Origin of the sequence: Massilia sp. H6, assembly GCF_024802625.1 — a bacterium.
In the GTDB taxonomy this organism is placed as follows: Bacteria; Pseudomonadota; Gammaproteobacteria; order Burkholderiales; family Burkholderiaceae_D; genus Telluria.
This window is the reverse complement of the sequence record NZ_CP103371.1, coordinates 3,465,102-3,489,853: the sequence shown is the minus strand read 5'-3', so window position 1 is coordinate 3,489,853 and position 24,752 is coordinate 3,465,102. Positions and strand designations below refer to the sequence as shown.

General features: G+C 62.2%; 22 protein-coding genes and 1 tRNA gene. 3 read left to right on the top strand and 20 right to left on the bottom strand.

Annotated features, from left to right (window positions below; genetic code table 11):
- Positions 1-25: 25 nt before the first annotated feature.
- Genes NRS07_RS15670 through NRS07_RS15660 form a run of 3 tightly spaced genes read right to left on the bottom strand, consistent with a single transcriptional unit; the run spans position 26 to position 2,145 of the window.
- Positions 26-754 carry an arginyltransferase gene (locus NRS07_RS15670; RefSeq protein ID WP_259208546.1) on the bottom strand — a complete coding sequence of 243 codons (729 nt, stop codon included), beginning with the start codon at positions 752-754 and terminating at the stop codon, positions 26-28.
- Positions 755-813: 59 nt separating this feature from the next.
- A complete protein-coding gene (gene aat, locus NRS07_RS15665; RefSeq protein WP_259208544.1) occupies positions 814-1,548 on the bottom strand; it encodes a leucyl/phenylalanyl-tRNA--protein transferase in 735 nt (244 codons plus the stop codon).
- 15 nt (positions 1,549-1,563) lie between these two features.
- Entirely contained in the window at positions 1,564-2,145 is a 582-nt protein-coding gene (locus NRS07_RS15660) for an NUDIX hydrolase (RefSeq protein WP_259208542.1), read from the bottom strand.
- 176 nt (positions 2,146-2,321) lie between these two features.
- Between NRS07_RS15660 and NRS07_RS15655 the strand changes: the two genes are divergently transcribed.
- Together NRS07_RS15655 and NRS07_RS15650 are read left to right on the top strand one after the other, a co-directional pair.
- Positions 2,322-2,398 (top strand) — tRNA-Met (locus NRS07_RS15655).
- 200 nt (positions 2,399-2,598) lie between these two features.
- Positions 2,599-3,012: a DUF1851 domain-containing protein gene (locus tag NRS07_RS15650; RefSeq protein ID WP_259208540.1), complete on the top strand. Its 414-nt coding sequence runs from the start codon at positions 2,599-2,601 to the stop codon at positions 3,010-3,012.
- 22 nt (positions 3,013-3,034) lie between these two features.
- On the opposite strand, the gene NRS07_RS15645 is transcribed toward NRS07_RS15650, so the two are convergent.
- The 17 genes from NRS07_RS15645 to NRS07_RS15565 all read right to left on the bottom strand — a co-directional run bounded on the left by NRS07_RS15645 (position 3,035) and on the right by NRS07_RS15565 (position 23,136).
- Positions 3,035-3,922, bottom strand: a complete 888-nt coding sequence (locus NRS07_RS15645) for a DNA-3-methyladenine glycosylase (protein ID WP_259208537.1) — start codon at positions 3,920-3,922, stop codon at positions 3,035-3,037.
- The gene (locus NRS07_RS15640; RefSeq protein WP_259208535.1) at positions 3,922-4,830 is read right to left on the bottom strand and encodes a DMT family transporter; all 909 of its coding nucleotides are present in this window, start codon (positions 4,828-4,830) and stop codon (positions 3,922-3,924) included. The genes NRS07_RS15645 and NRS07_RS15640 overlap by 1 nt, the downstream gene beginning before the upstream one ends.
- Positions 4,831-4,906: 76 nt before the next feature.
- Positions 4,907-5,914 carry an XdhC family protein gene (locus tag NRS07_RS15635; RefSeq protein ID WP_259208534.1) on the bottom strand — a complete coding sequence of 336 codons (1,008 nt, stop codon included), beginning with the start codon at positions 5,912-5,914 and terminating at the stop codon, positions 4,907-4,909.
- 91 nt (positions 5,915-6,005) lie between these two features.
- Positions 6,006-7,103: a M48 family metallopeptidase gene (locus tag NRS07_RS15630; protein WP_259208532.1), complete on the bottom strand. Its 1,098-nt coding sequence runs from the start codon at positions 7,101-7,103 to the stop codon at positions 6,006-6,008.
- A gap of 26 nt (positions 7,104-7,129) precedes the next feature.
- Positions 7,130-7,579: a dUTP diphosphatase gene (gene dut, locus NRS07_RS15625; protein WP_259208530.1), complete on the bottom strand. Its 450-nt coding sequence runs from the start codon at positions 7,577-7,579 to the stop codon at positions 7,130-7,132.
- 15 nt (positions 7,580-7,594) lie between these two features.
- Positions 7,595-8,815: a bifunctional phosphopantothenoylcysteine decarboxylase/phosphopantothenate--cysteine ligase CoaBC gene (gene coaBC, locus NRS07_RS15620; RefSeq protein ID WP_259213285.1), complete on the bottom strand. Its 1,221-nt coding sequence runs from the start codon at positions 8,813-8,815 to the stop codon at positions 7,595-7,597.
- 34 nt (positions 8,816-8,849) lie between these two features.
- Positions 8,850-9,377: a signal peptidase II gene (gene lspA / locus NRS07_RS15615; protein WP_259213276.1), complete on the bottom strand. Its 528-nt coding sequence runs from the start codon at positions 9,375-9,377 to the stop codon at positions 8,850-8,852.
- Between the two features lie 71 nt (positions 9,378-9,448).
- Positions 9,449-12,340 (bottom strand): isoleucine--tRNA ligase, encoded by a 2,892-nt coding sequence (ileS, locus tag NRS07_RS15610; protein ID WP_259208528.1) that lies wholly within the window; start codon positions 12,338-12,340, stop codon positions 9,449-9,451.
- A gap of 74 nt (positions 12,341-12,414) precedes the next feature.
- On the bottom strand, positions 12,415-13,386 hold the full coding sequence (locus tag NRS07_RS15605; RefSeq protein WP_259208526.1) for a bifunctional riboflavin kinase/FAD synthetase: 972 nt from the start codon (positions 13,384-13,386) through the stop codon (positions 12,415-12,417).
- Positions 13,387-13,564: 178 nt separating this feature from the next.
- Entirely contained in the window at positions 13,565-14,788 is a 1,224-nt protein-coding gene (locus NRS07_RS15600; RefSeq protein ID WP_259208524.1) for a lipopolysaccharide assembly protein LapB, read from the bottom strand.
- Positions 14,789-14,857: 69 nt separating this feature from the next.
- Positions 14,858-15,289, bottom strand: coding sequence for a biopolymer transporter ExbD (locus NRS07_RS15595; protein ID WP_259208522.1), 432 nt, complete (start codon positions 15,287-15,289; stop codon positions 14,858-14,860).
- Positions 15,290-15,366: 77 nt separating this feature from the next.
- On the bottom strand, positions 15,367-15,795 hold the full coding sequence (locus NRS07_RS15590; RefSeq protein WP_259208520.1) for a biopolymer transporter ExbD: 429 nt from the start codon (positions 15,793-15,795) through the stop codon (positions 15,367-15,369).
- 3 nt (positions 15,796-15,798) lie between these two features.
- Positions 15,799-16,740, bottom strand: coding sequence for a MotA/TolQ/ExbB proton channel family protein (locus NRS07_RS15585; RefSeq protein ID WP_259208518.1), 942 nt, complete (start codon positions 16,738-16,740; stop codon positions 15,799-15,801).
- 85 nt (positions 16,741-16,825) lie between these two features.
- The gene (locus NRS07_RS15580; RefSeq protein ID WP_259208516.1) at positions 16,826-17,491 is read right to left on the bottom strand and encodes an energy transducer TonB; all 666 of its coding nucleotides are present in this window, start codon (positions 17,489-17,491) and stop codon (positions 16,826-16,828) included.
- Between the two features lie 749 nt (positions 17,492-18,240).
- Positions 18,241-19,764: a SpoVR family protein gene (locus NRS07_RS15575; protein ID WP_259208514.1), complete on the bottom strand. Its 1,524-nt coding sequence runs from the start codon at positions 19,762-19,764 to the stop codon at positions 18,241-18,243.
- 33 nt (positions 19,765-19,797) lie between these two features.
- Positions 19,798-21,069, bottom strand: coding sequence for a YeaH/YhbH family protein (locus tag NRS07_RS15570; RefSeq protein WP_259208511.1), 1,272 nt, complete (start codon positions 21,067-21,069; stop codon positions 19,798-19,800).
- Positions 21,070-21,213: 144 nt separating this feature from the next.
- Positions 21,214-23,136: a PrkA family serine protein kinase gene (locus NRS07_RS15565; RefSeq protein WP_259208507.1), complete on the bottom strand. Its 1,923-nt coding sequence runs from the start codon at positions 23,134-23,136 to the stop codon at positions 21,214-21,216.
- A 586-nt stretch (positions 23,137-23,722) separates the two neighbouring features.
- Between NRS07_RS15565 and NRS07_RS15560 the strand changes: the two genes are divergently transcribed.
- Positions 23,723-24,745, top strand: a complete 1,023-nt coding sequence (locus tag NRS07_RS15560; protein WP_259208504.1) for an adenosine deaminase — start codon at positions 23,723-23,725, stop codon at positions 24,743-24,745.
- Positions 24,746-24,752 lie beyond the last annotated feature (7 nt).

Genomic DNA, 24,752 nt, shown 5'->3' with positions numbered 1-24,752 from the left:
CCGCGTGCAGCGGGCATGCTCGCCGTTAGCGCTCTAGCACACCCCATTCGCCCCTGATGCGTGCCTCCAGCGGCCGGAAGTTGATCTTGTACGCCATCTTCGGGCTCTGCTCGATCCAGTAGCCCAGGTAGACATATTGCAGGCCGAGTTCGCGCGCCTGGTTCACCTGCCACATGACGTTGTAGGTGCCGAACGAGGCGCCGGCCAGGTCGGGGTCGAAGAAGGTATAGACCGACGACAGGCCGTCGGACAGTACGTCGATGATCGAGACCATGCGCAGGGTGCCGTCCGGCTCGCGAAATTCGACCAGGCGCGTGTTGACCCGGCTTTGCAACAGGAACTGCGCGTACTGGTCGCGGCTGTCCTGGTCCATGCCGCCGCCGACGTGGCGCGTGGTCTGGTAGCGCAGGTACAGCGCGTAGTGCTCGTCGGAGAAGGCCAGGTTGGCCACCATGGCGACCAGCTCGGCATGGCGCTTCCAGGCGCGGCGCTGGGTGCGGTTGGGCGCGAAGTCGGCGCATTTCACGCGCACCGGGATGCAGGCCTGGCAGCCGTCGCAGTAAGGGCGGTAGGTGAAGATGCCGCTACGGCGGAAACCATTGCGCACCAGCTCGGAATACACGTCGGCGTTGATCAGGTGCGAAGGCGTCGCAACCTGCGAACGTGCCTGGCGTGCGTCGAGATAGCTGCACGGATAGGGCGCCGTCGTGTAGAACTGCAGCGTGGCGAAGGGCAGGTCATTTAGGTGCGTCATGCAAGGCTCTCGAGACGGCGTGGTAACGCTATTCTAGCCAATTCGCGCCCGGATTACCGTCAGGGCGTCAACGGTGCCACCACCTCCCAGCGCGAGATGGCGGGCTCACGAATGGCTTCGCGCAGGTGCGCAAGAAAGGCGCTGCGCGCGATCGGCGCCGCGCCCAGCGAGGCCAGGTGGCCGGTCTCCTGCTGGCAGTCGATCATGCGCACGCCTTGCCCGCGCAGGAAAGCGACCAGGTAGGCGAGCGCCACCTTGGATGCATCGGGCACGCGCGCGAACATCGACTCGCCGTAGAACATGCGGCCGATGCACACGCCGTAGGCGCCGCCTACCAGTTCGCCATCGAGCCAGACTTCGGAACAATGCGCATAGCCCATCGCGTGCAGGCCGGTGTAGCCGTCGATGATGTCTTCGGAGATCCAGGTGCCGGGCCCGTCCCGGCGCGGCGCCGCACAGGCGCGCATCACGTCTTCGAACGCGCTGTCGAAGCGGACTTCCCAGCGAGGTGCGGCGGCGCCGTGTCCGGTACGGCTGCGCTCGACGCGGCGCAGGGTTTTTTTCAGGCTGTCGCTCACCTTGAAGTGCTCGGTTTGCAGCACCATGCGCGGGTCGGTACTCCACCAGAGAATAGGCTGGCCTTCCGAGAACCACGGGAAGATGCCGTTCTGGTAGGCCAGCAGCAGGCGCTGCGGCGACAGGTCGGCGCCGGCCGCCAGCAGGCCGGGCGCGTCCAGGGTCAAGGCCTCGGACACGTCGGGAAACGGCGAAGTCGGCTCGAGCCAGGGAATCATGCTGTCTTCAATGGGTCAGTCGGGTTCGCGGGGAGCCAGCATGGGCCGATGGATGTCCCGGCAATGAAATCCGTAGCCGCCCCCCTCGCGCATTTTGACGCGGTCGGCAAAGAACAGTTCCAGCGTATTGCGCACCGTCGGGAAGGCCAGGTCGTCCCAGGGAATGTCGTCTTGCGTGAACAACTGAACTTCGAGGCTTTCCTCGCCGGGTGCGAAGTCGAGGCTGCGCAGGCGTGCCAGGTAGAACAGATGAACCTGGTGGACATGGGCCACGTTCAATAAGGTGAACAGCTTGCCGAGTTCGACATCGGCACCGGCTTCTTCTTCGGTCTCGCGCAGGGCGGCCTGTTCGGTGGTCTCTTCGTTTTCCATGAAGCCGGCCGGCAGGGTCCAGTAGCCGTAACGCGGTTCGATTGCACGCTTGCACAGCAGCACTTGCAGCTTGCCGTCGCATTCCCAGACGGGAAGCGTGCCGATGACCAGTTTTGGATTCTGGTAATGAATGGTGTGGCACTGCGGGCAGACGTAGCGTGGCCGGTTGTCACCGTCAGGAATGGCCAGGCTAACCGGATGGGCGCACTCGGAACAAAATTTCATAAGGGCTCTGAAGCTTGGAAGTATGCTTACTTTACACTGAATCGCCACTGGCGAGCGATGCCACGCAGACAGAGCCAGCGCGCCGCTACCGGGCTCTGAAGCCGACTTGTTCTGCCCTTGCCGCCTTTTTAGCAATTGCATTTGCGTAATCAGGGTGGTCGGCGTATAATTCATTCCGCGGGGTGGAGCAGTCTGGCAGCTCGTCGGGCTCATAACCCGAAGGTCACAGGTTCAAATCCTGTCCCCGCAACCAATATCAAAAGCCGCCGGTTCGCAAGAGCCGGCGGCTTTTTCGCATGCGCGCCTGAATCACCGTTTTTCGCTTGTTTCTTTCCCTTATTCACGACGCAGGTCAAGCTCCGGGCGTCTGTCCGCAATCTTGCCTGTCGAGGCCGGTCGAACCAGACGATGGCCGGCGCTGGTGCGGCCGCTGACACGAAGGGGAAGACAAGCATGATCAACGTGGACGACATCAACGAGGCCTGGGGGTGGGTTGGCTTGACCGCTGTCGAGGTGCTGGGGGCCAATGCATTCGGCAATCTCATCATCCGTGACGACGAAGGGTGCTACTGGCGCCTGCGGCCGCAAGACCTGTGCTGCGAACCGCTGGCCGACAGCCGCGACGCGCTCGACGCGCTGTCGTACAACCAGGATTTTCTGAACGACTGGTACATGCCCGAAGTCGTGCACCTGGCCGAAGCGACGCTGGGGCCGCTTACCGACGACCGCAGCTATTGCCTCAGGATTCCCAGTGCCCTGGGTGGCCACTACGGGCGCGACAACCTGGCCATCGTTCCCCTGCCGCAGCTGATACGCTTTTCAGGGGAGGGCGCGCAGCAATTCGACTTGCTGCCTCGCTGGAACTAGCGAGCCGCGGCGTTGCCAGGGCTCAATCGCTGGTCTTGCCGAGGCTGGCCCACAGGTAGGCGGCCGCCATCGTGCGATGCGGCGCATAGCGGGCCAGCAGCAGTTCGGTGGCCGCGATGTCCGGCCGTTCGGCGCCGCCCAGCAGGCGGTGCAAGGCAGTACGGATCGCCACGTCGCCGTGCAGTGAGCAATCGGGGTAGCCAATACCGCGCAGCAAGGCGTAGTTGACGGTCCAGGGGCCAATGCCCTTGATCGCCAGCAGCTCTTGCACGAATTCGGCGACCGGCCGCTCGCGCTCGAGCACGACGGTGCCAGCCTCGACGAGCTGCGCCAGCCGCAGCAGGGTCTCGGCTTTCGCGCGCGAGAACTTGCGGCTCAGCAGTTCGTCGAGGGGCAGGCGGGCCAGGTCCGGCGCTTCCGGATAGCACCACAGACCGCTCGCATGGCGGCGCCCGGCCAGCCCGATGACACTGCGGCGCAGCGCGATCGCAAACGGCAGGTTGATCTGCTGGCCAATGATGGCCCAGCTCAGCGCCTCGAACACGGTTGCCGATTGCACGATGCGCAGGCCGGGCTGGCGCGCCACCAGTGGTCCCAGCAGCGGGTCGTCGCGCACCAGGCTGCCAAACGCGGCGGGGTCGATGCGCAGGCCCAGGATATTGAGCAGCGCTTCGTGCGCACGTCCGAGCAGCGCGGGCGTGAGCGCGCCGTCGGCATCGACCGTGCAGCGCACGGTGCGATCGTCGAAGGCGACCGCCAGCACGACCGCGACCCCATCGAGCAGCACGCCCTTGCGCAAGCGCTCGGGTCCTACCTGTTCGGCGAGCGCTTCGGTATCGCGGCCGTGAAAGGCCAGCACATCCTGACGGCGATAGCCGGGCGGCAGCACGATCTCGTAGCCTGTCTCCATTACTTGCCCGGCAGCGCGGCGCGTACGCGCAGAAACGAAGGCACGAAGCCCGTCACCAGCGCGGTGCCGGTCAGTACGATGGCCGAGCCCAGCAGCGTATGCCAGCCGACGGCTTCATGCAGGAACAGCGCCCCCCACAAGATGCCGAACATCGGGTTCAGGAAAGTAACGGTCAGGGCCGAAGTGGGGCCGACCTCTTCGATCAGCTTGAAGTAGAGGATGTAGGCGATTCCGCTGCACAGCACGCCCAGCGCCAGTACCGCGCCCATGATGCCCATGGTCGGTTCGGCCGGCGCCGGAAAGAAAGGCAGCACCGGGATCACGCACAGCGTCGCGGCCCACATCGAGCCGTGCGCGTTGGCGAAGGGCGCCACCGCCCGCGCCGACCTGGCGTACTGGCTGGCGATGCTGTAGCTCAAGGCCGCCACCAGCGCGGCCCCGATGGCAACAAAGGCGCCTGGCCGCTCCGACACATGGTCGAGCCCGACCAGCAGCGCGACCCCGACCGTGCCCAGCAGCAGGCCCAGTGCGGCGCGCCCGGGCACTGCCTGGCGTGCCCACAGCGCGCCGACCAGTGCGCCCCACATGGGCGCGGTGGCGTTCAGCACCGACAGCACCGAAGCGCTCAGGGTACGCGCGGCAAATGCGAACAGCAAGAAGGGCAGGGCCGAATTGAACAAGCCCAGGATCAGGTAATGCTTCCAGTGCTGGCGCAGCGCGAGCGGCGCGCCCTTGCCGCGCAGGCGCAGGAGCCAGGCGACACCGGCCAGGAACAGGGCGGCGAACAGCACCCGGTATTCGATCAGCACGGCGGGGCCCAGTACCGGCGCGGCGATGCGCATGAATAGAAAGGAGCTGCCCCAGATGGCGGCCAGCGCCACCAGGCGCAGCATGTTCACGGTGTTCATGGAAGATAGAATCGGGACGAAGCTGGGATTATGGCCGCGTGCAGCGCAGCGCGCCATCCGTTTCTTGCGTTCGACGCTAGCGCGCGCAGATGGCGCCGCCTGGCGCTGCCGGCGCTGCTGCATGCGACACCTGCAATCGGTCCGGTACGCCATTCTTGATGGCGGTCATCTGCGCCAGGATCGAGATCGCGATTTCGGCCGGGGTCTTGCTGCCGATGTAGATGCCGACCGGCCCGTGCAGGCGCGCCAGTTGGGTATCGTCGAGGTCGAACAGCTTGAGGCGTTCGCGCCGCCGCTCGTTATTCAGGCGCGAGCCGATCGCGCCGACATAGAAGGCCTCGGACTTGAGCGCTTCCATCAGGGTCAGGTCGTCCAGCTTGGGATCGTGGGTGAGCGCGACCACGGCGCTGCGCGCGTCCAGCCGCGCCTCCAGCACCAGGTCGTCGGGCATCACATGCAGCAGTTCTACCCCTGGCACATTCCAGTCGCCGCGGTATTGCTCGCGCGGGTCGCAGACGGTGACGCGGTAGTCCATGCCGCTGGCCACCTGGGCCAGGAAACGCGACAGCGGCCCGGCACCGATGATGAACAGGCGCCAGCGCGGACCGTGGACGGTGGCCAGTACGCCGTCTTGCACGCGCTGGATGGCACTGGCAGCGGCACGTTCGAGTGTTACCGCGCCGGTGGCCAGGCACACGCGCCGTTCCACCAGTTCGCCCTGGTGCAGGCGCTCCAGCAATTGAGGTATGCAGCTAGCGCCGGACAATGGCTCGATCGCCAGTTCGATGGTGCCGCCGCAGGGCAGGCCGAAGCGGTGCGCCTCGTCGGCGCTGATGCCGTAGCTAAGGATCTCGGGACGTGACAGCTCGATGCCGTTGGCGCGCACCCGCTCGATCAGGTCGTCCTCGATGCAGCCGCCGGACACCGAACCGACCACCATGCCGTCGTCGCGGATACCGAGGGTGGCGCCAATCGGGCGCGGGCTCGAGCCCCAGGTCTTGATGACCGTGACCAGCTGGCATCGGCGTCCTGCCGCCAGCCAGGCGTCGCAGGTCTTGAGTACATCGAGGTCGATACTGTCCATGAGTGCCGGCCGTGTGCACGGCGCCAGTGGTGAAGATGGGCCATGATACAAAATATGCGCGAGGCATGCCCACGCCGGGCGCGCGCCTGATCTAAGGCGTCAACGGCTGCTTGCCCGACCTCTTGGCCTTGACCTCGGCCACTGCACTATTGATGGCCGCGATGCGCTGCGCCAGCGCAGGATGGTTCGCCGTGTGGCCGTTCAGGACCGTGGCCGGGTAGGTGTCGGCGAAGCGCTTCCAGAACGAGGCCGCGCCTTCGATGCGGTAGTCGGCGCGTGCCAGCAGGTAGATCGCCAGGCGGTCGGCTGCGGCGTCGAGCGCCGCCGGCATCGCCTTGATGCCGCCGCTGCCGATCAGCATCGAGGTGTCCGGCGAAATATTCGTCAGGTTCTCGATGATGCCGCCGATCGTGGCGGCGTTGCGCTGCCTGGTCGCATGGCCCAGCATGTTATGCGCCATCGTGCGCGCGATGACATAGGCCAGTTCGTGGTCGTTCTCGGCGACGGCCATCATGCCGCGCGTGAGCATCACGCGCTGGCCATCGGCGTAGGCATTGATATTGTCGGCATTGCCCAGCTCGATTCCGAAGGCACAGGCGCGGGTGACCGGAATGCTCAGCTCACGCGGCTTGCCATTGCGTTCGATCGTCAGCGGCAGCGTTGCCTGCTTGGCGACGATGGGCCGAAACACCGCGCCAGCCTTGGTCAGGGAATTCGGGCCGGACGGCAGCGGCGCGCCGCCCGCGGCCAGCAGTTCGTCGCCCTGGCGCAGGCCGGCCTTGGCCGCGCCGCTGCCAGCCAGCACGCTGGTGACCTGCAGGCGCTCGCCCATGCCGAGCACCATGTGCGCGGCCTCGTTGTACTGGCCCGGATAGGTATGGCGGTTCTTGGCGGTGAAACCGAGCAGGTTGCGCGCGTGGCGCGTACACAGTTCGGCATTATCGATCAGCAGCGGGGCGGCGACCTTGTACAGGCGGTCTTGCAGCGTCGCCATCCGGGTCAGGGTGTCGGCTGCCGCCGCCATTTCTGGCGTTACTTGCGCGGCCGCGGGAGTCGCCGGGCCGAACGGGCCTGGCTGCGAGCCCGGGACCGCCGGGCCCTGGGTGGCGCAGGCCGACAGCAATGCGGCGGCGGTGATGCCCAGTGCTGCCTGGCGCAGGCGCAGGCGCAAGCCTTGGATGCGGATCATGATTGTCCTCGTGTCGTTCTTGTTTGTTATTGTTTGCCGGTGCTGCCGAATCCTGAGGCGCCCCGTTCGGTAGATGCGAACTCGTCTACCACATTGAAGCCAACCTGCAGCACTGGCACGATGACAAGCTGGGCCAGACGGTCCATCGGTTGCAGCGTAAAGCTCGCGTGGCTGCGGTTCCAGGTCGAGACCATCAGCTGTCCCTGGTAATCGGAGTCGATCAAGCCTACCAGATTGCCCAGGACGATGCCGTTCTTATGGCCCAGTCCACTACGCGGCAGGATCATGGCGCAATAGCCCGGATCGCCGATGTGGATGGCCAGGCCGGTCGGCACCAGCACCGTCTGGCCTGGCTCTATCGTGAGCGGCGCGTCGATGCAGGCACGCAGGTCGAGGCCGGCGCTGCCGGGGGTGCCGTAGCCCGGCAGCAGCGCCTTCATGCGCGGGTCGAGGATCTTGAGATCGATATGCTTCATGCGATTGCTGTGTAATTAAGTGAGTAACGAGTGCTGCTCGAGACGCTTGGCGATTTCGGAGACCAGCTGGCGTGCCAGCGTGAGCTTGTCGGCGCGCTCGAGCAGGGTATGGCCGCTGTCGTCGAACAGGATGATGGTGTTTTCATCCTGCCCGAAGGTTTGCGGGCCAATATTGCCCACCAGCAGGGGAATGCCTTTTTTCTCGCGCTTGGCAGCGCCGAATTTCACCAGGTTCTCGGATTCGGCGGCAAAGCCGACGCAGTAAGGCCAGCCCGAGAGCGAGGTGGTGGCGGCAACCGAGGCCAGGATGTCGGCGTTTTGCACGAATTCCAGCTGCGGCGGGGCGCTGCCCTCGGCCTTCTTGAGCTTGTGGTCGCTGGCATTGCGCACGCGCCAGTCGGCCACCGCCGCCACGCCGATGAACACATGCTGCCCTTCGACGCCGGCCATGACGGCATCGTGCATCTGCTGGGCGGTCAGCACATCGATGCGGCGCACGCCATGCGGCGTCGGCAGCGCGGTCGGGCCGGACACCAGCGTGACTTCGGCGCCGGCTTCGCGCGCGGCGCGCGCCACCGCATAGCCCATCTTGCCCGACGACAGGTTGGTGATGCCGCGCACCGGGTCGATGGGCTCGAAGGTCGGCCCGGCCGTGATCAGCACGCGGCGTCCGGCCAGCACCTTGTGCTGGAACGAGGCGATCAGTTCTTCAAGCAGCTCCTCGGGCTCGAGCATGCGGCCCAGGCCGGTTTCGCCGCAGGCTTGCGATCCGGCCGCGGGGCCGAACAGGCAAATGCCGTCGTCAAGCAGTTGGGCGACATTGCGCCGGGTTGCCGGGTTGTCCCACATCTCGACATTCATGGCCGGCGCCACCAGCAGCGGCACGTGGCGCGGGCGCGCTACGCACAGGGTCGACAGCAGGTCGTCGCAGGCACCATGCGCCAGCTTGCGCATGAAGTCGGCCGAGCAGGGCGCCACCAGGATCGCATCGGCGTGCCGGCTCAGGTCGATATGGGCCATGTTGTTGCTGATCCTCGGGTCCCATTGGTCGGTGAAGACCGGCTGGCCAGATAGCGCCTGCATGGTCACCGCGCCAATGAAGTGAGTGGCCGCTTCGCTCATTACCACCTGCACGCTGGCGCCCTGCTTGACCAGGGCGCGGCACAGTTCCGCCGCCTTGTAGCAGGCGACGCCGCCGCTCAAGCCGAGAACGATTTTCTTGCCCCTGAGGTCCATGTTCATGCTGCCTCCCTATTGACGATGGCCCGGCTCAGGACTTGTTAACGCGGCGCAGTTCATCCATGATGAACAGTACCGCGCCGATCGAAATGCAAATGTCCGCCACGTTAAACGCCGGGAAATGGCCAACGCCGGGCCAGTAGAAATCCAGGAAGTCGATCACGTGGCCGTAGGCCATGCGGTCGATCACGTTGCCGATCGCCCCACCCATGAGCAGGCTGAGGGCGAAGCAGAACAGGCGCTGGTTGGCATGCTTTTTCATCAGGTAGAGCATGAAGCCGACCGCGAAGAAGCCGATGGCAGTGAAGAAGTAGCGCTGCCAGCCGCCGGCGTCGCCCAGGAAGCTGAAGGCCGCGCCCGGGTTATACACCTTGATCAAATTGAAGAAGCTGGTGATCGGCAGCGTCTCGCCGTAGGCGAAGCTGCGCTCGACGGTGAGCTTGGTGACCTGGTCGAGCAAGACGATGACCAGGGCGATGCCAAACCACGGCAGCAGGCTGGGCGAACTTTTATAAACAGGCTTGATGCCTGGAACAGCGGGTTTCTTTTTGGTGGCCATGATGACTGTATCGAGACCCGCCATGCCGTCCTGGAAGAACGCCATGGCGGTGGACCCCGTGAGGGAGTGAGTTACGCGAACCGGCGCGTTTCGCCGCGTCCGAACAGGTTGCTGGTGCAGCGGCCGCACAGGCCGGCGTGTTCGTGGTCGTGGCCGACGTCGCGGCGGTAGTGCCAGCAGCGCTCGCACTTGGCCGCTTCCGACGGCGTCACGGCCACCGCTTCGTTGGCGGCGTCCGCCACCTGCTCGACGCTTGCCTGCGAGGTGATGAAGACGAACTTCAGGTCGTCTTCCAGGCTCGCCAGCAGCGTGAACTTGTCGCCGGCCGCCTTGATCGCCAGCTCCGCCTGCAGCGACGAGCCGATGGCGCCGGAAGCGCGCAGTTCTTCCAGCTGCTTGGTGACGTCGGTGCGCACTGCGCGCAGCGCCGCGTACTTGGCCAGCAGCGCCTGAGCGTCGGCCAGCTCCGGGAAAGTCCACTGGGTCTGGGTGAAGATGGTCTCGTCGCTGGCCGCATAGGCTTGCGGGCCCGCGAACACGGCCCAGGCTTCCTCGGCGGTGAACGACAGGATCGGCGCCATCACCCGCAGCAGCGACTGGGCGATGTGCCACAGTGCGGTCTGGGCCGAGCGCCGCGCCGGCGAGTCGATGCCGTTGGTGTACAGGCGGTCTTTCAGGATGTCGAGGTAGAAGCCGCCCAGGTCTTCCGAGCAGTAGTTCTGCAGGCGAGAGACGACCGGATGGAACTCGTAGCGCTCGAAGTGCGCGCCGATGTCGTCCTGCAGCGCCGCCATCGCGGCGATTGCGTAGCGGTCGATCTCGAGCATCTCGGCCACCGGTACGGCGTGCTGGCCTGGCTCGAAGTCCGAGGTGTTGGCCAGCAGGAAGCGCAGCGTGTTGCGGATGCGGCGGTAGGACTCGGTTACCCGCTTGAGGATCTCTTCGCTGATCGACAGTTCGCCCGTATAGTCGGTCGAGGCGACCCACAGGCGCAGGATGTCGGCGCCGAGCGTGTCCGAGATCTTCTGCGGCGCCAGCGTGTTACCGAGCGACTTCGACATCTTCTTGCCGTGTTCGTCGACCGTGAAGCCGTGGGTCAGCAGCGCCTTGTAGGGCGGGCGGCCGTTGAGCATCGACGAGGTCAGCAGCGAAGAATGGAACCAGCCGCGGTGCTGGTCCGAGCCTTCCAGGTAGAGGTCGGCCGGGAAGCTTGACTGTTCGGCATGCGAGCCGCGCAGCACGGTCTGGTGCGTCGCGCCCGAGTCGAACCAGACGTCGAGCGTGTCCTTGTTTTTTTCGTAATGATGGGCGTCGTCGCCCAGCAAGGTGGCGGGATCCAGGCTCTGCCAGGCATCGATGCCGTTCGCTTCGATCAGCTTGGCCACCTGCTCGAGCAGTTCGGGGGTGCGCGGGTGCAGCTCGCCGGTTTCCTTGTGGATGAAGAACGCCATCGGCACGCCCCACTGGCGCTGGCGCGACAGGGTCCAGTCCGGACGGTTCTCGATCATGCCATGCAGGCGTGCCTGGCCCCACTCGGGAAAGAATTTGGTGTCGGCGATGCCGCTCAGGGCGGTCTCGCGCAGGCTCTTGCCGCCGTCGTTCGGAACGGTGTCCATGCCGGCAAACCACTGGCTCGTGGCGCGATAGACGATCGGCGTCTTGTGGCGCCAGCAATGCATGTAGCTATGGTCGAACATCTTCAGCTCGAACAGCGCGCCAGCGTCCTTCAGGGCGGCGCAGATCGGCTTGGAGGCTTCCCAGATGCTCAAGCCGCCGAACAGCGGCAGGCTCAGGGCGAAGCGGCCGTCGCCCATCACCGGTTTCAGGATGTCGTCGTCCTTCAGGCCGTGCGCCTTGCACGACTGGAAGTCTTCCAGGCCATAGGCCGGTGCCGAGTGGACCACGCCGGTGCCGCTGTCGGTGGTGACGTAGTCGGCCAGGTAGACCGGCGAGAGGCGGTCGTAGAACGCATCTTGCGCATACAGCGGGTGCTTGAACTGCAGGCCGCCGAGTTGTTCGCCGAGGGTAGTCGCAATGGTGCGGCCTTCGAGCTTATAGCGCGCCAGCACCGATTCGGCCAGGTCGGCGGCCAGGATCAGCAGCAACGGCAGGCCGTCGCGTTCAGTCTGCACCAGAGAATAGGTCACTTCCGGATTGACGTTCAGGGCCTGGTTCGACGGGATGGTCCACGGGGTGGTGGTCCAGATCACGATGAAGCCGTTGGCGGTCGGCAGTTCGGCCAAGCCGAAGGCGGCCGCGATTTTCTCGGGCTGCGCGAACGGGAAGCCGACGTCGATCGCCGGGTCGCGCTTGTCCTGGTACTCCACTTCCGCTTCGGCCAGGGCCGAGCCGCAGTCGAAGCACCAGTTCACCGGTTTGAGGCCGCGGTAGACATATCCCTTGTCGAGCAGCTTGCCGAGCGCGCGCAGTTCGTCGGCTTCGTTACCGTAAGCCATGGTCATATAGGGGTTTTCCCACTCGCCCAGCACGCCCAGGCGGATGAAGCCGGCGCGCTGGCGGTCGATCTGCTCGAGTGCGTAGGCACGGGCCTTCTGCAGCACTTCGGCGGTCGGCAGGTTCTTGCCGTACAGTTTCTCGATCTGGATCTCGATCGGCATGCCGTGGCAGTCCCAGCCCGGCACATAGGGCGCGTCGAAGCCGGCCATGGTGCGCGATTTCACGACCATGTCTTTCAGGATCTTGTTGACGGCGTGACCGAGGTGGATGTCGCCGTTGGCATAGGGTGGGCCGTCGTGCAGGATGAACTTCGGACGGCCGGCGCTGGCCTTGCGGATACGGTGATACAGCTTTTTTTCTTGCCACTGCTGGACCCAGCCCGGCTCGCGCTTGGCGAGGTCGCCGCGCATCGGGAACGGGGTGTCGGTCATATTGACCGGATATTTGCTCTCGGGCTTCTTGGCGGCCTTTGGCGTGGCGTTCTGGACAGGTTTGGTATCGGACATAAGTTTTTCTCTAGGGGATACAGGTCAGGGTCGCGGCCAGGCCGCGGACATCGCGCGCGCGGGGGCGGGCAGCGTCAAATTCGGTCGGTCGCGGTCAGCGCGCCGTTGCGGTGGGCGAAGAAGGCGCGCGCCTGCACGGCGTCGCGCTCGATCGCGGTGGTCAAGGTGGGCAGGTCGATGTATTTTTCTTCGTCGCGCAGCTTGGCCAGAAATTCGACCCGTACCAGCTTGCCATAGGCGGACGCGTCGTAGTCGAACACGTGCACTTCGAGCAGCATGCGGCCGGCGTCTTCGACGGTCGGGCGCACGCCGATGCTGGCCACTGCCGGCAGGGCCTGGTCGGCCAGGCCATGCACCTGCACCACGAAGATGCCGGACACGGCAGGGCGGTGGGCAACGCGCAGGTTCAGGGTCGGGAAACCGAGCGTGCGGCCCAGCTTGCGGCCATGGATCACATGCCCCGACATCGTGTAGGGATGACCCAGCAATTGCTGGGTAGCGGCAAAGTCTCCCTGCGCCAGTGCCTCACGCACGGCCGAGGAAGAGATACGGCGTTCTCCGTGCATGACGGCGCCGAGCGTAGCGACCTGGAAGCCGAATTCACGGCCGGCTGCTTCGAGCATTGCAATATCGCCAAGGCGCCGGGCGCCATAGCGGAAGTCGTCACCCACCATCAGCCACTTGACGTGCAAGCCGTCGACCAGCACCTGCTTGACGAAGTCGTGCGGGGTCTGGGCGGCAAACTGTTCGTTGAAGTGCTCGACAATGACGCGGTCGATGCCGGAGTCGGCCAGGTCGCTGAGCTTGTCGCGCAGGTTGGCGATGCGTGCCGGCGCTTTCGACAGGTCGCCGCTGCGCTGGGCGAAATATTCGCGCGGATGGGGCTCGAAGGTCATGACCGCAGCTTCGATCCCGAGCGATGCGGCGGCGCCGCGCACCTGGGCCAGCAATGCCTGGTGGCCGCGGTGGACACCGTCAAAGTTGCCGATCGTCAGCGCACATGGCGCGCGCGCCCTGTCGTTGGGAAGTCCGCGAAATACCTTCATTAATGGTTCCAGTTGCGCAGCCGGCCGCTCCGGCGCGAAGTGCTGATTATACGGTAACTCGGATGTTGCACAGCAACGAAGGGTGGAGCCGCTGTCGAGCAATGTGCACGCTGCACGCCGTGCTTGGGCAAAAAAAAGCCGCCTGCGAACAGGCGGCGTTTCATGACTGCTTGCCTGATCAGGCGATCGGGCGGTTGATTGCCATGATCCAGTAGCGCGCCAGGTCGGCGGTGCCTTCCTTGCCGCTGACCGTCTTGAAGGTGCTGATGGCTTGCTGCTTCTTGCCAGCCGCGGCATAGGCTTCGCCCAGGCGCAGCTTGGCTTCGTCGGTACGACGCAGGCCGCCGGCCTTGATAGCGCTCTCCATCATCTTCAGGCCCTTGTCGGCCTGGCCAGCCTGGACCAGCGCATAGCCGAGACCCACCAGCGCGTCGTTGTCATTGGCTGCCCGGTACTCGGCTTCCAGGGACGCGACATTCTTGTTTTGCTCGGCCAGGTTCTTCTCGGCCAGGTCTTTCAGACGCTGGTGGCGAGCGGCATCCGGCCCGGTGCCCAGGGCGCCAGCCTTGTAGCCCTTGTCGATGACCTTCAGTGCTTCTGCCGGTGCCCGCGACTGCATCACAAGCTGGGCCATTTCCATGTATTCGCTTGGCTTTTTCAGCAGGTTGTTGGCCAGCTTCAGGCGGTATACGTCAACCGACAGGCGGTTGGAGAAACCAGGCTTGCCCTGCACGCGGTTGAGCAAATCGGTCCAGTACTGGGTCTTTGGATAGTTCGACGCCAGCTTTTCGATGGTGTTGACATAGCCAGCCTTGTCGTTCTTCTTGAGCTGGATGTTGGCCAGCATGCCGAGTTCGTCCTCGCTCAGGCGACCGCTCTTTTCGGCATTGCGCAGTTCGGCTTCAAGCGCGGCAACATTGCCCTGCTTGTAGTAATTCTGCATCAGGTAGGCGCGCAGCTTTGGATCGTTACGGTCCTTCAGCAGCTTGAGGATAGTGGCGTTGGCCTTGCTCAGGTCGCCGGCGCGCATATAGATGCCGACCAGGCCTTCCGAGAATTGCGAACGCTCAGTGGCGTTGAGCTTGCCCGAATCGAGCAGTTTTTCGAACGATCGCGCGGCGGTATCCCAGTCACCGGCCGACGACGAGGCCGAAGCGCGCACGCGCTCGATGAGGAAACGCTCGTTGTCGTCCCTGGCTGCTTTATCCGCTTCGCGCAGGGCTGCCAGGGCGCCTTTGTGGTTGCCTTGCTTCATCAGCGATTGGGCTTGCTGCAGTGGTTTGCCGACTTCAGCGCGCAGGACTGCGGCATGCGCAGGCGCGATACCGACTACCGGCAGGGCAGCGGTGAAACCGAGGGCGGCCAATGCGAGGCCAAGGTGTGCGAGACGGAATTTAATCATCTGAAAACATCCTTCTTCAAAATGGACACGGCAGGGAAACCCTGCCGTGTTGGTCAAAACATGCGTCGATTACTGGAACTGCTCGTTACCGACCATGCCGATCTTGGTGACGCCAAGACGCTGGGCCGTTGCCATGACACCGGCGACGACCTTGTACTCGACCAGCTTGTTCGGACGCAGATGCACTTCCGGCTGGTCAGGCATTGCAGCGACACCGTTCATCTTGGCTTCCAGGGTGGCGCGATCAGCAATGATCTCGCCGTCCCAGAGGATGGTGCCATCGAAGTCTACATCGATCGTTACTACCACTGGCTTCACCGTCGATGGCGGCGGGGTGCCGACCGGCATGTTCAGGTTGACCGAGTGGTTTTGCTTCGGAATCGTGATAATCATCATAATGATCAAAACGAGCAGGACGTCAATCAGCGGCGTCATGTTCATTTCCATCATCGGTTCCGGATCGGCTCCTTTAGCGGAGCCCGAACCCACGTTCATGCTCATGGTGTTTCCTTTTCAAATGTTGGGGCAACGGACGCGAAATCAAGACCCGCGAGGATCTCGACTTCGCGGACAGGGTGTTATCCCCTGTCAGGCGGTTCGATCACGAAACCGACCTTCTGAATCCCAGCACGCTGAGCCGTGTAAATGACTCGGCCGATCGCTTCGTAGCGGCTTTCCTGGTCGCCACGAACTTTCACTGCCGGCTGCGGCTGCTTCACCGACTGCTCCGCGAGGAACTTGAACAGCTCGTCCGTGTTCGCGATGCGCGTCTGGTTGTAGTACATCTCGCCATCTTTGTTGATGGTGATGTTGACGTCTTCCGGCTTGGACTTGGTGACCTGGTTCGACTCGGCAGGAAGGGCGACCTTCTGCAGGTTCAGAACCACCGGGCTGGTGATCAGGAAGATGATCAGAAGAACCAACATGATGTCGACTAGCGGCGTCGTGTTGATCTCTGACATCACGGCATCTTCATCTCCGGAATCGGAGCCGACACTCATCGACATGGCTTAACCAGCTTTCTTGGCGCCAGTGGCGGCGTTCGAGGTCGACATGGCACCCGAGATCAGGACCGAGTGCACATCGGCGCTGAACGAACGGACGTCTTCCATGACCGACTTGTTACGACGCACCAGCCAGTTGTAACCCAGGACCGCAGGAACTGCCACGAACAGACCGAAGGCGGTCATGATCAGTGCTTCACCCACTGGACCTGCGACTTTGTCGATCGATGCGTTACCCGACATACCAATGGCGGTCAGCGCGTTGTAGATGCCCCAGACGGTACCGAACAGGCCGATGAACGGCGAGGTCGAACCGACGGTTGCCAGGAACGACAGGCCATCTTGCAGACGCGACTGAACGCGGTCCACTGCGCGCTGGATCTGCATGGTGACCCAGGTCGACAGGTCGATCTGCTCGAGCAGGGCGCCGTCGTGGTGCTGGGTTGCCTTGGTGCCGGTTTCAGCGATGAAGCGGAATGGCGAGCCTTCTTTCAGCGTTGCCGAACCGGCAGCGATCGATGGGGCTTTCCAGAACTTGGCCGAAGCATCCTTCGACTGGCCCATGATCTTTTGCTGATCGATGAGCTTGGTGATGATGATGTACCACGAACCGATCGACATCAGGGCCAGGATGATGATGGTGCCCTTGTTGACGAAGTCGCCTTCTTCCCACATGGCGCCGATGCCGTACGGGTTGTGGACTTCTTCGGTGCTGCCAGCTGCGGCAGGAGCGGCGTCGCCCATTGGGGCTGCGGTGTCGACAGCAGCAGCATCGACTGCAGGTGCTTCAGTTGCGTCGACAGCTGGGGCAGCCGTGTCAGCCGCTGGAGCAACAGCGCCTGCAGCAGGAGCGTCGGCGAAGGCTGGTGCGGAGACCAGGGCCGATGCCGCCGTTACCGAGAACAGGACAGCCGCCAGCATAGCGGACAAACGGGTATTCTTAAACATGCTTCCTCCAAAAATATAAAATAGACAGTTCGCTGAACTTATAACAACGAAAATCACAGGGTTGAGACGATGTTCTGTCTCGGTTTTATTCCAGCGTCCAGACGTACTGCACCGCTGTCCACGCCTGTTGCGGCTGGCCATCAACCATGGCCGGCTTGAATCGGCATTTGCTCAGAGCCGACTGAGCGGCTCGGTCCAGATCACGGAAGCCGCTCGACTTCTGCAATTTGGAATCCATCACGCGACCATCAGAACCAATCAGGAACTGCAGGGTCGTAGTACCGGTCTCTTCGTTACGCTGCGACGAACGCGGATATTCCGGACGTGCGCAAGTATTGAAGTCGGCCACAGCTTCGGTACGGCTCGGCGCACGCGGAGCAGGCGGTGCCGGAGGGGCAGTCGGTGCTGGCGGGGCCGGCGGTGCCAGCGATGTGGTCGGCGGCGGCGTGTTGGTTGCCGTCGTGATCGCATTTTGCGGCGGCGGCGGCGTCTGCACCTGCACTTCAACCGGTGGGATGAATGGCGGTGGCGGAGCCTTCATTTCCGGCGGAGGCGGCGGTGGAGGCGTATCCGGCGGTGGCGGCGGCTTCACCTCTTCGATCAGTTTCGTTTCCACAGCCTCGGTTACCTTGTTAACGATCCGGGTGCCCAAGCCATTGACGACGGCCCAAGCTACCAGTACGTGCAACAGGATGACAATGGCGAGACCTGTGAAATTCTTTCCCGGGTTCTTCTCATGCGTAAAATTCATGCCATCTTTCTCCAATACCAACTCTTTTTTGTTGCCACTAAACCCACTCAACACGACAAAAACCTAGGGCCGCTTGCGGGACATCAAAGAATTATACCTACGAATTCTTTTTTGGGCATACATTTTTGCATCCCCAAAACAGTCCTATCTGCCTGTAAAAACAGGGAAACAAGCTCATCTATATCTGGTTGGCCCCGGCGCATTCATGGCCCAAAAATCAATGATGTTTTGTAATTGTTTGTTTTGATTCTCCTCCATGTGTGGATCGTCAGGCAGAGTGACTGGTTTCACCAAATTATGCGTGCCTAAATTGACAGTCAGCAAATTTCGTACGATGAACATCGGGTGTTTCTGCAAACTATAGCCAGTCTCATGGAGCTTGTGCAATCGGTTTGCTGCCGCAAGTTGAATCGCGCGCACGCTTGACCCATAGCAGAAAGTGATAGGCGAAAAGCGGGTTGCTATGCCCCATGCGTACAAATTCGCGCCGTTTGGACTCATCAGGACGACGGCCGCATAGCAAAACTACATGGAAACCGGCAGTTTGAACAGTGTGTTAGCGCACCCAAGCGCAAATATAGTTGCGTGGTGCTGGTCGATCAGGGTGGGGGAGGTAGTAGTGCGCAGGGGTAGTGCCAGGAAAGAATGGTGATGTGAAGCAGTAGTCGGGTCAGCCGAGGCATGGCCGCCGCTGGCCAGGGTCGCGGTCTTGCCGTCGTTGCGGCAACACCACGACCGAAAGATTCACATTAGCGTCCGCGTTTTTCGCGGCGGCACTCCAGGAAGCTGAGCACGTGGCCGCCAGGGTCCACGGTTTCGAGGCGAACGTCGAAGCCCCATAGGCGTGCCACATGCTTGAGCACCTCCTGGGCCTGCTGGTTCAAGGGGCGGCGGTTGAACTGCGTATGGCGCAGGGTCAGGGCCCGATCGTCGCGGGTATTGACTTGCCAAACCTGGATATTGGGTTCGCGGCTGCCAATATTGTACTGCTCGGCCAGCTTATGCCTGACATAGCGGTAACCCTGTTCGTCGTGGATCGCCGAAATGGTCAGTTTGTCGCTGCGGTCGTCGTCGAGGATGGCGAAGAAGTGGAAATCACGAATCAGTTTGGGCGACATGTATTGCGCGATGAAGCTTTCGTCCTTGAAGTTGCGCATCGCAAAATCCATCGTCTCGATCCACGCGCTTCCTGCAATGTCGGGGAACCAGGTTCGGTCTTCGTCGGTTGGCTCTTCGCAAATGCGGCGAATGTCGGTCATCATGGCGAAACCGAGCGCATAGGGGTTGATGCCGCTGTAGTAAGGGCTGGTCGCGGGCGGCTGGTAGACGACATTCGTGTGGCTTTGGAGAAATTCCAGCATGAAGCCGTCGCCGACGATGCCTTCCTTGTACAAGTCTTGCAAGATCGTGTAGTGCCAGAAAGTGGCCCAGCCTTCGTTCATGACCTGGGTCTGGCGCTGCGGATAAAAATATTGCGAGATCTTGCGGGTAATACGAACCAGTTCGCGCTGCCAGGGTTCTAGCAGGGGTGCGTATTTTTCAATGAAGTAGAGCAGGTTCTCTTCGGGCTCGGGCGGAAAGCGCAGTGGCCCCGCATCGAGCACCTGCTCTTCGCGCAGCGGCAGGGTGCGCCAGATCGAGTTGACCTGCGACTGCGCATATTCTTCGCGCTCTTTCAAGCGCGCTTTTTCTTGTGCCACCGAGAGCTTGGCCGGGCGCTTGTAGCGGTCGACCCCGTAATTTTGCAGCGCATGGCACGAATCGAGCAAATCCTCGACGGCATCGATGCCGTAGCGCTGCTCGCATTCGGCGATGTAATTCTTGGCAAACACCATGTAGTCGACGATGGCGTCGGCATCGGTCCAGGTGCGAAACAGGTAATTTCCCTTGAAGAAAGAATTATGGCCATAGGCAGCGTGGGCAATGACCAGCGCCTGCATTGTCAGGCTGTTTTCTTCCATCAGGTAGGCGATGCAGGGATTCGAGTTGATGACGATCTCGTAGGCCAGGCCCATCTGGCCACGCTTGTAACTCTTTTCGGTCGACAGGAAATGCTTGCCGAACGACCAATGGTTGTAGGAGACAGGCATGCCGACCGAAGTGTAGGCATCCATCATTTGCTCGGCGGTAATGATTTCAAGCTGGTTCGGATAGGTATCCAGGTGGTAGCGCTTGGCTACCCGCTTGATTTCATCGTGCGCCTGCTCGATCAGCTCGAAGGTCCATTCGGACTGCTCGGGCAGGGCGCGCGGATTGTTCGGGTCTCTCGGCATGGGGTGCCTCCGTCTCGTCTCGTTGCTGCGCTATTACTTCGGCTGCTTCTTGAACAGCTCACGGAAGACCGGGTAGATGTCGGCCGGCGTGACGATCTTCTGCATCGCGAAATTCTTGTGGTGGTCGGCTACCTCGCAATATTGTTCCCACAGGTTCTGCGGCGGGCCGTCGGTGATCTCGACGTAGGTGTAGTACTGTACCCGCGGCATGATGGCGTTGTTCAGGATCTGCTTGCACAGCACCGAGTCGTTGTCCCAGTTGTCGCCGTCCGAGGCCTGGGCCACGTAGGCGTTCCAGTCAGCGCTGCCATAGCGCTCGGAAATCACTTTCTGCAGCAGGTGCAGCGCCGATGACACTACGGTGCCGCCGGACTCGCGCGAGTGGAAAAACTCGTTTTCATCGACCTCGGCTGCTGCCGTGTGGTGGCGGATGAAGACGACATCGATTTTTTCGTAGGCACGCTTGAGGAACAGGTAGAGCAGGATGAAGAAGCGCTTGGCCGTGTCCTTGCGGGTCTCGTCCATCGAGCCGGACACGTCCATGATGCAGAACATGACGGCCTGGGTGCTGGGCTTGGGCACCTTGATGCGGTTCGAGTAGCGCAGGTCGAAGGGATCGATGAAAGGAATAGCGTTGAGCCGGATATGCAGGTGGTGGATGCGCTGCCTGAGCTCCACCACCATCTCGTCATCGAGGGGGGCGCCGGCGTCGAGCAGCGCTTGCAGCTCTTCTTCGGCGTGCTTGAGTTCGCGCCGGGCCGGGCCGCCCACGGCGATGCGGCGGCCGAGTGCGCCGCGCAGCGAACGCAGCACGTGAATATTGGACGGCGTGCCCGAGACGTTGTAGCCGGCCCGCTGGCTCTTGTATTCGATGGTCTGGGCTAGCTGGGTCTTGACCATGTTCGGCAGCTCAAGATCTTCAAAGAAATAGTTCATGAATTCTTCGCGTGACAGCTCGAAGATGAAGTCGTCCTCGTTGGTCTGGTCGCTATTGCCGGCGCGTCCGCGCCCGGGACCGCCGCCGCCGCTGCGCGGACGGCTGAACTGGTCACCCTTTTGATATTCGGTATTGCCGGGGTTGACGGTTTCCCAGACGCCGCCGTGGGCATGACCAAAATGGGGCTCGTTGACGTCTTTGACGGGGATCGTGACTTTTTCGCCGTTCTCGATATCGGTGATCGAGCGGCCCTTGATCGCGCGGCCGACCGCGTCCTTGATTTGCGCCTTGTAGCGGCGCAGGAAACGTTCGCGGTTGACCGCTGACTTGTTCTTTCCCTGCAACCGACGGTCGATGAGGTAAGTCAAAACAGGCCTCCTGTGGTGGCGGCACACAGAGCCGCCGATACTGTGCGGACGCACTGGCGGTATCTCGGTACATCTATCTTAATACGCACCGCGATCGCATGTGCAGCGCACGCCGTTTTTTCGCGGCGCGCGCCCACGCCCTTGTCAGGAGGACTTCCTTACGCGCAAATACCATTCGCACAGCAAGCGCACCTGTTTCGGCGTATAGCCTTTCTCGACCATACGGGCCACGAAATCGGCGTGCTTGTTGGCGTCCTCGGCACTTGCCTTGGCATTGAAGGAGATCACTGGCAACAGTTCCTCGGTATTCGAGAACATCTTCTTCTCGATCACGCTACGGAATTTCTCGTAGCTGGTCCAGGCCGGATTTTTTCCGGCATTGGTGGCCCGCGCGCGCAGGCTGAAGTTGACGATTTCGTTTCGGAAATCTTTAGGATTCGAGATGCCGGCCGGCTTCTCGATCTTCTCGAGTTCGGCATTGAGCGATTCGCGGTCGAAACTCTCGCCGGTGTCGGGATCGCGGAATTCCTGGTCCTGGATCCAGAAGTCGGCAAAGGTCACGTAGCGGTCGAAAATGTTCTGGCCGTATTCCGAATAGCTTTCGAGGTAGGCGGTCTGGATTTCCTTGCCGATGAAATCGACATAGCGCTGCGCCAGGTGTTCCTTGATATAGGACAGGTAGCGCTGCTCGGTTTCTGGCGGGAACTGCTCGCGTTCAATTTGCTGCTCGAGCACGTAGAGCAGGTGCACCGGGTTGGCGGCCACTTCGGTATTGTCGAAATTGAAGACCTTGGACAGGATCTTGAACGCAAACCGGGTCGACAGGCCGTTCATGCCTTCGTCGACGCCGGCATAGTCGACGTATTCGTGCAGCGACTTGGCCTTGGGATCGGTGTCCTTGAGGTTTTCGCCGTCATAGACCAGCATCTTGGAGTAGATGCTGGAATTTTCGGGGTCTTTCAGACGCGACAGGATCGCGAACTGCGCCATCATGCGCAGCGTGCCCGGCGCGCAAGGCGCCTTGTCGAGCGAAGAGTTGTGCATCAACTTATCGTAGATCTTGATCTCGTCAGAAACACGCAGGCAGTAGGGCACCTTGACGATATAGATACGGTCGAGGAAGGCCTCGTTGTTGCGGTTGTTGCGGAAGGTCTTCCATTCGGACTCGTTCGAGTGCGCCAGGACGATGCCTTCGAACGGAATCGCGCCGAAGCCTTCGGTGCCCTTGTAATTGCCCTCTTGCGTCGCCGTCAGCAGCGGATGCAACACCTTGATCGGGGCCTTGAACATCTCGACGAACTCCATCAGGCCCTGGTTGGCCAGGCACAGGCCGCCGGAATAGCTATAGGCATCCGGATCGTCCTGCGCGTAGTCTTCGAGCTTGCGGATGTCGACCTTGCCGACCAGCGAAGAAATATCCTGGTTGTTCTCGTCGCCCGGTTCGGTCTTGGAAATGGCGACCTGTTTCAGAATCGACGGGTAGCGCCGCACGACGCGGAACTTGTTGATGTCACCGCCGAACTCGTGCAGGCGCTTGACTGCCCATGGGCTCGGGATGGCGCGCAGGTAGCGGCGCGGGATGCCATAGTCTTCTTCGAGGATGGTGCCGTCTTCGAGTTCATTGAACAGGCCGAGCGGCGATTCGTTTACGGGTGAACCCTTGATCGCATAAAAGGGCACATGTTCCATCAGGCTCTTGAGCTTTTCCGCGATCGACGACTTGCCGCCGCCAACCGGACCGAGCAGATAGAGAATCTGCTTGCGCTCTTCCAGGCCTTGCGCCGCGTGGCGGAAATACGAGACCACCTGTTCGATCACTTCTTCCATGCCATAGAACTCGCGGAAGGCCGGATAGAGCTTGATAACCTTGTTGGCAAAGATGCGCGACAAACGTGGGTCAAGGCGGGTGTCGACCAGGGTTGGCTCGCCGATGGCCGCGAGCATGCGTTCCGGGGCGGTGGCGTAAGTGAGGGGGTCTTGTTTGCACAACTGAAGGAACTCCGACATGGAATATTCCTCTTCCCGGGTGCGCTCGTAACGGGCTGCGTAGTTGTCAAAGATACTCATTTCGAATGTCCTTTATGTACAAACATCTGTGCTAACAACGATCACTGTTTCGGCAACCGCATTGGCGGCGATGGCCTCGCGCCCGGGTTTTTTTGGCCTCTCTCCTTGTTGGTCGCGCGCACCCGGATCCGGGATGGCCGGTGCCGCGGATACTGCGATGGTGTGTTGTTATCGACCCGGACGGTAGCCCGGTCTCCCGCAGCTTGGAGAAGGTCTTTTTTTGCGTTTGTGAAATTTATTATGTGCCTATTGGTTCCCGAAGTCAAAGCGTCTCGTGAAAACTGATGTTGCTCGTGTAAGTGCTTGATGCAGTTGAGGATAATCGCTCTAACCGGCACTAAGGCGGACTCAGGAAGTGGCGCCAATAGCATATGGGATCGTGATCCGGACCCCGTCGCACGATGCGCTGCGGCGCTGCGGATTTTTCCTTGCCGGGTGCGCCGATAGTGCACCATATGGGCAGCGCGCGGCGCACACAAACCGGCCGCGCGCCGGGCCGTTTTTGCCTATGGCGCAAAGGCTTTGCGGGCATGCGTTACACTGGCCGCCTATGACCCATTGAACCGCGAAAAGGCTTGAGAACACCATGCTGAACGACCACCTGCGCAACATCCTGCAAAACATGCCAAAGGCGGAACTGCATATTCATATCGAGGGTTCGCTCGAGCCTGAGCTGATTTTTGCGCTGGCACAAAGAAACGGCGTGTCACTGCCCTATCCGTCGGTCGAGGCGTTGCGTGCTGCCTACGCTTTCACGGACCTGCAATCCTTCCTCGATATCTATTACGCCGGTGCCAGCGTGCTCCTGACCGAGCAGGATTTTTACGACATGACCGCAGCTTACCTGGCGCGCGCCCAGGCCGATAATGTGCGCCATGCCGAGATCTTCTTCGACCCGCAGACGCATACCGCGCGCGGCGTCGCCTTTGGCACCGCCATCGACGGCATCTGGCGCGCCTGCCAGGACAGCCCGGTCAGCGCCAGCGTGATCATGTGCTTCCTGCGCCACTTGTCCGAAGAAGAGGCACTCGCTACGCTCGACGAGTCGCTTGCGTATCGCGATAAATTCATCGGTGTCGGCCTGGATTCGTCCGAGGTTGGCCATCCGCCGGAAAAGTTCGCGCGCGTGTTCGAGCGCGCCCGCCAGCTCGGCCTGCGCCTGGTGGCGCATGCGGGCGAGGAGGGGCCGCCCGCCTATATCGAGAGCGCACTCGACGTGCTCAAGGTCGAACGCATCGACCATGGCGTGCGCGCACTGGAAAGCCCGGAGCTGGTAGCGCGCCTGGCGCGCGACGGCATGGCCTTGACCGTGTGCCCGCTGTCGAACATCAAGTTGCGCGTGTTTGACGTGATGGGCAGCCACAACCTGCGCGCGCTGCTCGATGCCGGTTTGGTGGCCACCGTCAATTCGGATGACCCGGCCTATTTCGGCGGCTACATGAACGCCAATTTCCTGGCCGCGTTCGAGGCGCTGCCGCTCGACGCCGGCCATGCGCGCCAGCTCGCCCACAACAGCTTTGCCGCTTCCTTCCTCGACCCGGAGCGCAAACGCGCCTTTTTGGCCGAGGTCGACGCCTTCTTCGCCAACCCGGCCCTTGCCCATTCTTAAAGGCTGC